The organism is Intestinimonas sp. HCP28S3_D6 (assembly GCF_052065695.1).
GTDB lineage: Bacteria > Bacillota > Clostridia > Oscillospirales > Oscillospiraceae > Intestinimonas.
In genome coordinates this window covers 1-7,798 of record NZ_JBQHTM010000080.1, presented here as the reverse complement: position 1 = coordinate 7,798, position 7,798 = coordinate 1, and the positions used below count along the sequence as shown (strand labels likewise).

Annotated in this window: 12 protein-coding genes, 1 tRNA gene and 1 pseudogene; 5 read left to right on the top strand and 9 right to left on the bottom strand. The window is 53.2% G+C overall.

Translation table 11 applies throughout. From position 1 onward, the window contains the following. Positions 1 to 594 precede the first annotated feature (594 nt). Positions 595 to 903 carry a hypothetical protein gene (locus ACTNBK_RS16190; protein WP_441147653.1) on the top strand — a complete coding sequence of 103 codons (309 nt, stop codon included), beginning with the start codon at positions 595 to 597 and terminating at the stop codon, positions 901 to 903. 131 nt (positions 904 to 1,034) lie between these two features. Further along, positions 1,035 to 2,042: an IS30 family transposase gene (locus tag ACTNBK_RS16185; protein ID WP_441147651.1), complete on the top strand. Its 1,008-nt coding sequence runs from the start codon at positions 1,035 to 1,037 to the stop codon at positions 2,040 to 2,042. A gap of 92 nt (positions 2,043 to 2,134) precedes the next feature. Here ACTNBK_RS16185 and ACTNBK_RS16180 read toward each other — a convergent pair whose 3' ends face one another. The 5 genes from ACTNBK_RS16180 to ACTNBK_RS16160 are packed head-to-tail and all read right to left on the bottom strand — an operon-like array spanning position 2,135 to position 4,658. After that, positions 2,135 to 3,034 carry a hypothetical protein gene (locus tag ACTNBK_RS16180; protein WP_441147649.1) on the bottom strand — a complete coding sequence of 300 codons (900 nt, stop codon included), beginning with the start codon at positions 3,032 to 3,034 and terminating at the stop codon, positions 2,135 to 2,137. Between the two features lie 9 nt (positions 3,035 to 3,043). Continuing rightward, positions 3,044 to 3,223, bottom strand: a complete 180-nt coding sequence (locus tag ACTNBK_RS16175) for a hypothetical protein (protein ID WP_441147648.1) — start codon at positions 3,221 to 3,223, stop codon at positions 3,044 to 3,046. Continuing rightward, the gene (locus ACTNBK_RS16170) at positions 3,208 to 3,456 is read right to left on the bottom strand and encodes a hypothetical protein (RefSeq protein ID WP_441147646.1); all 249 of its coding nucleotides are present in this window, start codon (positions 3,454 to 3,456) and stop codon (positions 3,208 to 3,210) included. The genes ACTNBK_RS16175 and ACTNBK_RS16170 overlap by 16 nt, the downstream gene beginning before the upstream one ends. Beyond that, entirely contained in the window at positions 3,449 to 3,607 is a 159-nt protein-coding gene (locus ACTNBK_RS16165) for a hypothetical protein (RefSeq protein ID WP_441147644.1), read from the bottom strand. Before ACTNBK_RS16165 ends, ACTNBK_RS16170 begins: the two co-directional genes overlap by 8 nt. A 4-nt stretch (positions 3,608 to 3,611) precedes the next feature. Continuing rightward, the gene (locus ACTNBK_RS16160; protein ID WP_441147643.1) at positions 3,612 to 4,658 is read right to left on the bottom strand and encodes a hypothetical protein; all 1,047 of its coding nucleotides are present in this window, start codon (positions 4,656 to 4,658) and stop codon (positions 3,612 to 3,614) included. Between the two features lie 786 nt (positions 4,659 to 5,444). Between ACTNBK_RS16160 and ACTNBK_RS16155 the strand changes: the two genes are divergently transcribed. The 3 genes from ACTNBK_RS16155 (at position 5,445) to ACTNBK_RS16145 (ending at position 6,236) form a co-directional block, all read left to right on the top strand. Next, positions 5,445 to 5,627: a hypothetical protein gene (locus ACTNBK_RS16155; RefSeq protein WP_441147641.1), complete on the top strand. Its 183-nt coding sequence runs from the start codon at positions 5,445 to 5,447 to the stop codon at positions 5,625 to 5,627. Between the two features lie 21 nt (positions 5,628 to 5,648). Beyond that, positions 5,649 to 5,882 carry a hypothetical protein gene (locus ACTNBK_RS16150; RefSeq protein WP_441147639.1) on the top strand — a complete coding sequence of 78 codons (234 nt, stop codon included), beginning with the start codon at positions 5,649 to 5,651 and terminating at the stop codon, positions 5,880 to 5,882. A gap of 228 nt (positions 5,883 to 6,110) precedes the next feature. Next, complete coding sequence (locus ACTNBK_RS16145) at positions 6,111 to 6,236, top strand: hypothetical protein (protein WP_441147637.1); 126 nt, start codon at positions 6,111 to 6,113, stop codon at positions 6,234 to 6,236. Between the two features lie 85 nt (positions 6,237 to 6,321). On the opposite strand, the gene ACTNBK_RS16140 is transcribed toward ACTNBK_RS16145, so the two are convergent. From ACTNBK_RS16140 to ACTNBK_RS16125, 4 genes and pseudogenes are all read right to left on the bottom strand, one after another. After that, positions 6,322 to 6,510: a hypothetical protein gene (locus ACTNBK_RS16140; protein ID WP_441147635.1), complete on the bottom strand. Its 189-nt coding sequence runs from the start codon at positions 6,508 to 6,510 to the stop codon at positions 6,322 to 6,324. Positions 6,511 to 6,628: 118 nt separating this feature from the next. Beyond that, positions 6,629 to 6,769, bottom strand: a complete 141-nt coding sequence (locus ACTNBK_RS16135) for a hypothetical protein (protein WP_441147633.1) — start codon at positions 6,767 to 6,769, stop codon at positions 6,629 to 6,631. An 88-nt stretch (positions 6,770 to 6,857) separates the two neighbouring features. Then, positions 6,858 to 6,931 (bottom strand) — tRNA-Thr (locus ACTNBK_RS16130). 128 nt (positions 6,932 to 7,059) lie between these two features. Beyond that, a pseudogene (locus ACTNBK_RS16125) lies at positions 7,060 to 7,692 on the bottom strand (replication initiation factor domain-containing protein); the annotation flags it as partial. Positions 7,693 to 7,798 lie beyond the last annotated feature (106 nt).

The following is a 7,798-nucleotide window of genomic DNA, read 5'->3' as shown; positions in this document are numbered from 1 at the left end:
GCAGATAAATAATGGCTATTTTGCACTGAAATCACCTTAACCAAGCGCAAATGGCGGCTAATACATTGAGTAGAAACAGGATAAAGGCTTTTATTCAGAGGTTCCTTAGAATTCCATGGGCCGGTGGTGACACACGCTCGGCGAGGCCAAGCGCTGCCGCTGATTTTTAATTTTGGAGGTGCGAGCAATGCCGTACAGTTGTACCAGACCGGAGTGGAGCGAACCGAGCAACGACTATTGTCCCTGTGATGATCCAACCTATGAAGAAGCTCTGGAGGCCGGAGAGGACCCATGCGAGGAGTGCACATGGTGGAAGGAGGGATAGCCATGCTGGAACGGTTCACGGTCCTGGCCCTGCTGGCGTCCATGGCCACGCTCTGGATCTGCTTTGCCCTGATGCGGGTCCAATGGAAGCAGGAGCAAAAAGGCATGGAGGCCTATAAGGACTGGCTCATGAAAAGGTCAGAGAGGCCGAGAAGAAGGCAAAGAGCAGTGTGGAACAGCGCTGCCAGCACTGTGTGGAGGGGCCGGAGTGCCCCGGCTACAACACCGGTGTTGTCTATCCCTGTCAATACTATGAGGAGCGTGAGGAGCATGGCAGCCAAAAACAACATCCGCAGCATCCGCTTTTCGGACGAGCTGGCGGAGCTGATCGACCGGCAGGTGGGCAAGACCTTCACCGAGAAATTTGAGAACCTGGTCACCCGCTGCGTCTGGGAACTGCCCCGGAAAGAGGCCGAGCTGGAGGAGATCCAAAAGCAGATCCAACAAGAGCGGCGGCGGCTCCGGGAACTGGAGCAGAAGCGGACAGACCTCCAGCGCGCTATGTCCGGGCTGGATCGGGCGCTCAATCAATGCCTGTACTCCGCCGGGGAGACCATCCGACAATTAGAGAAACTGTAACACAATATCACATCCAGGATGCCGCGCCGACGTCACCGGATGTGTGACACATACCGCCCATGGCCTATCTCTCCGGCCATGGGCGGACTTGTTTCAGGTCAGAACTTTACGCGCGGAAAGGGTGCGGGGCTATGACGAAAAAACAGCACTATATGACCAGATCGGAGCGGGACAAGCTGGAAGCATGGCTCCGGTGCAAAAAGCCGGTGGCCTGGATCGCCCGGGAGCTGGGCTTTGCCCGGCAAACCATCTACAACGAGATGAAGCGGGGCGCTTATGAGCATGACTGTTATCATTACACCGAGATCCGATACTCCGCCGACAAGGCCCAGCAGATCCACGACTACATGCAAACCGGGAAAGGCCGTCCCCTGAAGATCGGGACGGACCGAGCCTATGCCGATTTCCTGGAGGACAAGATCGTAAAGAACCGTTTTTCCCCGGCGGCGGCTCTGGCAGCGGCCAGAGCGGAAGGGCACCGGACCAGGGTCTGTGTATCGACCCTGTATAGCTACATAGACAAGGGCGTCTTTCTTCATTTGACCAACCAGCACCTCTGGGAGAAGGGAAGGAAGAAAAAGCGAGACTATGAGCCGGTGCGCAGGATCGCCCATCCCAGGCTGCCCAACATTGAGGACCGTCCCAAAGAGATCAGCCAGCGCCTGGAGGCGGGACACTGGGAGATGGATCTGGTGGTGGGCCGCTCCGGGAGCCGGGCGGTGCTGCTGACCCTGACCGAGCGCCAAAGCCGCCGGGAGCTGATCTTCAAGCTGCCCAACCGCCAAGCGGCTACAGTACGCAAAATCTTCGACGGCCTGGAGCACAAACTGGGTAAGAACAAATTCCGGAAAACCTTCCTCAGCATCACCACGGACAATGGATCTGAATTTCTGGAATATGAGAAGCTGCGCCGGTCCATCTATGGTGGGGTCCGCTTTGATCTCTACTACTGCCACTCCTACGCGGCCTGGGAGAAGGGCAGCAACGAGAACCACAACCGCATGATCCGGCGGTTTTTCCCCAAAGGAACAGACTTCGACAAGGTAACAAAAAAGCGGATCACCGAGCTTCAGGACTGGATGAACGGTTATCCGCGAAAGATATTGGATTGGAAGACCCCGGAGGAATGGACGGCGTAACACAATTCATCTTCAGCTGCCAGCGACCAGGGAGCGAAATTGTGTGACAGGGGCCCCGCCGCGGCTGAAGCCTCGGCGGCGGGGCCCCCTGCTTACTTCTTCTGTTTGCGAGATCTCAACCAGCGCCGGGACGGTTTGGCCACACCGTCCATGTTGGCCTGCTGGGTGTTCTGCTGCAATTTAAGGATCTCCTCCTCACTCATCATGTCCCCCGCCTTCATGGACTTCTTCAGATTGCCCACGCAGGCCAGGGTGTTATATGCCTCGTAGTCCTGGTTGCGGACAAACCAGCAGCCCCGGGCAATGGGGCGGAGCAGCTGCGTGTTGGTGGCGTTCTCCAGCTCCCAGGCGTCGAATACCTTGAGCCGCTGGAAGCGCCAAAGCTTATCACACTCCACCACATGGCTGGTCACCTGCCGCAGCAGGGCGTCCACATGGCCGAAGCGCTGGGCAGTGTAGTAGAGGGATATGTAGTAATGGCGACAGGTGAGGATGGTATTGAGGAACAGCGGATCAATGTTGGTCTTGAAATTCCGGGAATTCATCTGGACGCTGAACTCGTCCCCAAGCACGAGAGTAACGGTAAGGGTGTCATGCTCATCGTCATAGTCCTGGTTGTGCTCGGCAGCAAGGACCACCTGTTCCAGGCTGACGAAGTCCTCGTAGGGGATGGAGAGGGAGACATTGGAGATCACCTTCACCCGCTGGGTGACGATCCTCTTCCGCCGGGGACACCAGACCGGCTTCCCGTTGTAGCCATGATAGGCGGACACCACACGGTGGACTACGGAGAGGGTCTTTCCCTTGCCGAACAGGCCGGTATAGGCCACCAGCTCGCCGGTACCATAGTGGTTGTACTCCTTACGCCGGATGTAGTAGTAGAGATCCCGGCTGCCGTTGACCACCAGCAGCACAGGATGGAACACAGCGCAGCGAATGGTGGGACAGAGAATCAGGACGAAGGCGAATACCGCCAGAAGAACGATGATCATATGCCCTCCTTACCAGCGGCGGAAGTTGAGCAGCACCTCGGCCAGTTTGCCGATGACGCCGAAGACGCCGGACACCAGGGCCACCCCCACCACGACGGTGAGCAGGTAGGGGATCAGCTCGGCCAAATTGGAGGGCGGGACCATGTCCACCCCGATGATACCAAAAAACTCCGCTACCAAAGCAGCCATGAGAACCCTCCTTTGATCATCTTCACACACCAGGACACGATCACCAGCACCAGCAGCAGGAGCAGCAGCCCCTCGGTGACGGTGTACTCCTCAAAGGGCGTCTCCAGGGCGGGATGTACCACGGCAGACTCGATGCCGGCCAGATACTCCAGCACCTGATCCATACCGACGATCTCCGTAGGGCCGGACTCGACAACTTCGGAGACCAGCAGCTCCATTCCGTCTTCAATCACCGAAAAACACCTCCCACAACAGGCGGCAAATCAGACTTGCCACCACAGAGAAAATAAAGACTTGCCAAAGCGAAAAGGTATGCCCATAGAGGGTAAACTCGATCTGAAATAGTCGGAGCACGACGGAAAACAGCGCGGCTATATCTGACATGTTCTCACCGCCTCAATGCCTTGATGATCCCGATGAAGACCACCACCGCGATACCAAAGGTGAGCAGCAGCATAATGTCCTCCGGGATATAGACAAAAACAGCAGTCAGGAAACCGAGGAAGCCGGTGAACAAGGCGGGGATCTCTGCAAACATGCTGAGCACCAATCCCACGACAGCAGTCAACTTCTCAGAAATCATAGTGGCCAGAGAGGTGAGAGCGTCCAGAACAGCACCGATCACCGCCTCGAAAAGCCCTAAGATCCCACCGAAAACAGTGCCAAGGAGATCCCCCAGCTTGTCCCAGATGGTTTCACCATCTTCACCGCCACCAGGCGGTCCTGTACCCTCCATATCTTTGTACTGCTCTTTACAGACATCACACTGATAGATGGTGTAGCCCTGCTGTAGGAGGTTGCCCTCCTGGTCGTATTCCGTGGGCACGGTCTGGAACACGGTCCAGGTGTGGCCCTTGGCCGGGATAGCCTCGGTATAGGTGTGACCGCAGAGGGAACAGGTATAGGTGGTCTGGCCGGGGACAGTGCAGGTGGCCTCCCGGTCCACGGTGGAGGTGTACTTATGCTGACAGGTTTCAGGTCCGGGCGTGGGGGTGGGCTGCACGCCCGGATCTTCACCGGTGCTCTCCACGATGTAGTAGACATTATAGACCGTGTCGCCCTCCTGGATGGTGACGTTCTCGTCTCCGTAGGTCACGGTGACGGTGTCTCCGCCCTCCAGGGTGAGTTCATAGCTGCGGTCCGAGTAGTCATAAGTCCAATCGGTGATGGTAGAGGTGGTGCCGGTGCTGGGGTTTGTATAGGTGTTGTTGGTCTCGTTGACAATGGTGGTGGTGTCCACCTTCGTGATCTGGCCGTTGTCTCCAATGATGCCATAGTCGCCGGTGATGGAGGTGGGGCGAGAGTTGATGGTGTAGTTATTTATTACTACAGAGGAATCAAAAGGTCTTATTTCATAAATAACAGGATAATAAGTTACATGTGCATAGATAGGCTTATTTATATGTGATTGAGCAGAAGAATTGTATGCACACAAAGAAAAACCTGGTAAATCTTCACCAGAATAAAATGAACCAGAATCAACAGAAAATTCCATCGAACCACTAAGTTCAGTACCATTGTCATTAACTGAGGACCAAATCACATGAGGTTTCGAAAAAACAATGTAAATACCTGATACAGGTGCAACAGACGATACAGATAGTCGATTATAACAGTCATCTTTAGATGGAGGAGTAAAAATAAGATCAATATAAGAATATGATCCAGAAACTAATGAGTAAGTATAATATCCAGAAGTAAAAGGAAAAGAAGATAACTGGATAAAATCATGACTTTGATATGGCCTCACTTTTGTCAAATCTGGATAATCAAAAGGGTTATATAGTAGGTTACCAGACGCAGTCACACCGGTAGCCGGCAGCTCCGCCACCTGGGTTTCATAGGCGGATTCGAGATCCCCACCATAAACCTTGAAACGGTCCCCACAATAAGTGCAGGTACCAAACGAAAAATAGCCGGTCGAATCCTCATACACTTTATCATCAGAGATAGCACTTGTGTGGTGCAAACCGTCCAAGCTGCTGGAACAAACACCACCGGCCAATCCACCAGCGATCCCCTGCACGGCATCACCCAGCACAGGGATAGAAGATGTTCCATGGACCATACCCAATAGAAGCTGGTCCCAATAAGACGTGCTGCCAGTATAAGATCCACTTGCTTGGGCTGGAGAAACCGACAAAAACAGGATTGCAAAAACACATAAAAATGGTATAATTTTCTTGAAAACGGACATATCAACACCCCCAGGAGGTGAACTATGAATAGCTACATAGATTCTCAAATTCTCAATATGATTGCCATGATACGAGTTTTTGAACAATCCTGCCAAAGCGCAGCAACCAAAGATGATGGAAAAATCAGCCGTGACGAAGAGAAACAGCTGAAAAAAATCAAAATTGCATCCCAAAAATTTATCAAAGAGCTGGAGAATATCCGGTAAAGATAAAGAGGAGGAACAACGATGAAACTAATCATCGGAGGAGAAGACATCTGGAACTACCTAGAACGGATGACTTATGACGGAGTAATTGGACTATTCTATGATAATACCTGGATGGGACTACTAGCCCATATTATCGTATTTGCTTTACTTGTTTTCGCATTTATCGGGATATTAGCAACTTTGAAATTCCTGTTCTTCAGAAAGAAAAAAATGTCACCCCATGAGAAATGGCTGAAAACAGGAAAAATGTAAAGTCATCCCCAAAAACGGGACTTGTATGATCACAAAGACAAGCGTTAAAGGAGGCGAGGCCGGAGTCGCTGCATAGACTCGACCGGCCCAATACGGTCATGATCGGGGCTATATGCCCATTACTCCCCAGAGGAGACCAAACTACAAAAAATCCAAGGGGAAGACATGACCAAAAAAGAATACAGTTTATTTGTCTTCATCCCCCCTGTGAAGAAAGGGGGGATAGACATGAAGACCATTCAGACTTTGATGGAATTTTTGACGGAACTCATCAAAGTCCTGACCGATCCCAGCGTGCGCTGGTTGATCGTGCCTATCGTACTAGGCATTATCGCCGGGAAGCTGTCCCGGTAATTGAGAGAAGAGCGGTACCCGTTCCAGCGGGTGCCGTTCTTTTTGTTTGCTTGCCTTTGTGATCATACAAATCCCGCCCATTAGATCAGCGGCCAAGACCCCGCTGCCGGATCAGGGCAGCCAGCAGGCCCAGCACCACCAGCAGAAGCAGGACCGTGGCGAACAGGGCCAGGACTGGAACAGAGAAGGCAGCGGACAACACGCCGCTGAACAGGCCTGTCACATCCGCCAGCCAGGACACCAGGGAAGCGTCCGCGATTTGATACCATGTCATATCCATACTCCTGTCACACAGCACGCCGGGCAGCCGGGCGCGGATCCGGCGCGCTGCCATGTTTGTTTGTGTTACAAAGCAGGAGGGGCGCGACACAGACCGCGCCCCCCGGCCCAGCTCAACGCTTGGCGGCGTTTTTAATCATACGGAAGACAGAAACGCCGACCGAGATCAGACTTACGGCCAGAAACAGCGTCAGCAATGCGTTGCTGGTCATCAGGGTCCAGACCTGGCTGACCAGCTCAACCAGGGTGTCCATGCTGCCCATCACAGCTTCAAAACCAGTGGTCGCAGGCTCCGTTACAATACCTCCTTTTTAAGTTAAAGTGGTTGGAATGGCTTGCGCCTGGGTGCGGGAGCAGGATTCGAACCTACGGCTCCGGATAACGAGACCGGTATGCTACCGCTGCACCATCCCGCGCTATCAATGCTGGAAAGCCTTTTGTATCATCAGTTGTCTACATGCGGATGACTATTTAATAGGGCGACGTTTAACGCCCAGACATACCTTTGTGGCTTTTTTATGTGACTTAAACCAGCAAATTTATATCAAAATTCAGGATCATCCTCCACGGTAAAGAACGCCTGCACCTTTTCGGCAAAGGCCTCCTTCCGGGCCTGATGCTCCTTTACGATCAGCTCATACTTTGGATTGGGCTTACAGTTGCGCATGCGGACCAGGTCCAGGAAGTCCTCAACGGTGTAACACTGAAGCATGGCGTCAACAGCGTTTCCGGCCATGTCAAAGACATAGTGGCGGCACTTCTCCAGATTGTAGGCCCCGCCGGGCACGGTGAAGATCTTGATGCGGCTCACATCACCGATCAGAGCATACCAATAGTCCGCTGTCTGCCAGCGGCTCTTGTTGGTGTCGGTCTCATCCGGCTCCACAAAGCGAAGATAATTGAGCAGCACACCGGCAAAGGCTTCCCCGATGTCCATGGGGATCCGGCTGAACTCTTCCGCCCGGCCATCCCTGAGTTGCAGCTCCACGCGCACCCAATGACGGCCATCTTCATACCCGCGCTCGGCAGCTTTGTCGTAAATGCGCACCAGGACCTTACTCTGGGGACTACCGATCTGGACGCTGGTGCCCTTGCAGCTGCGTACCACTTCCCAGTATTTCATACGGGAAATGAACAACTGCGCCTGGGTATCGTCCGCCACACGTTGCATGTCTAGGGAACCTCTGAATAAAAGCCTTTATCCTGTTTCTACTCAATGTATTAGCCGCCATTTGCGCTTGGTTAAGGTGATTTCAGTGCAAAATAGCCATTATTTATCTGCT

Bases quoted from the DNA above. Each gene is read 5' to 3' on its own strand.
- ACTNBK_RS16135 (WP_441147633.1), bottom strand. From the start codon at position 6,769: ATGGACACCCTGGTTGAGCTGGTCAGCCAGGTCTGGACCCTGATGACC.
- ACTNBK_RS16180 (WP_441147649.1), bottom strand. From the start codon at position 3,034: ATGATCATCGTTCTTCTGGCGGTATTCGCCTTCGTCCTGATTCTCTGT.
- ACTNBK_RS16150 (WP_441147639.1), top strand. From the start codon at position 5,649: ATGAAACTAATCATCGGAGGAGAAGACATCTGGAACTACCTAGAACGG.
- ACTNBK_RS16185 (WP_441147651.1), top strand. From the start codon at position 1,035: ATGACGAAAAAACAGCACTATATGACCAGATCGGAGCGGGACAAGCTG.
- ACTNBK_RS16175 (WP_441147648.1), bottom strand. From the start codon at position 3,223: ATGGCTGCTTTGGTAGCGGAGTTTTTTGGTATCATCGGGGTGGACATG.
- ACTNBK_RS16155 (WP_441147641.1), top strand. From the start codon at position 5,445: ATGAATAGCTACATAGATTCTCAAATTCTCAATATGATTGCCATGATA.
- ACTNBK_RS16165 (WP_441147644.1), bottom strand. From the start codon at position 3,607: ATGTCAGATATAGCCGCGCTGTTTTCCGTCGTGCTCCGACTATTTCAG.
- ACTNBK_RS16190 (WP_441147653.1), top strand. From the start codon at position 595: ATGGCAGCCAAAAACAACATCCGCAGCATCCGCTTTTCGGACGAGCTG.
- ACTNBK_RS16145 (WP_441147637.1), top strand. From the start codon at position 6,111: ATGAAGACCATTCAGACTTTGATGGAATTTTTGACGGAACTCATCAAA.
- ACTNBK_RS16140 (WP_441147635.1), bottom strand. From the start codon at position 6,510: ATGACATGGTATCAAATCGCGGACGCTTCCCTGGTGTCCTGGCTGGCG.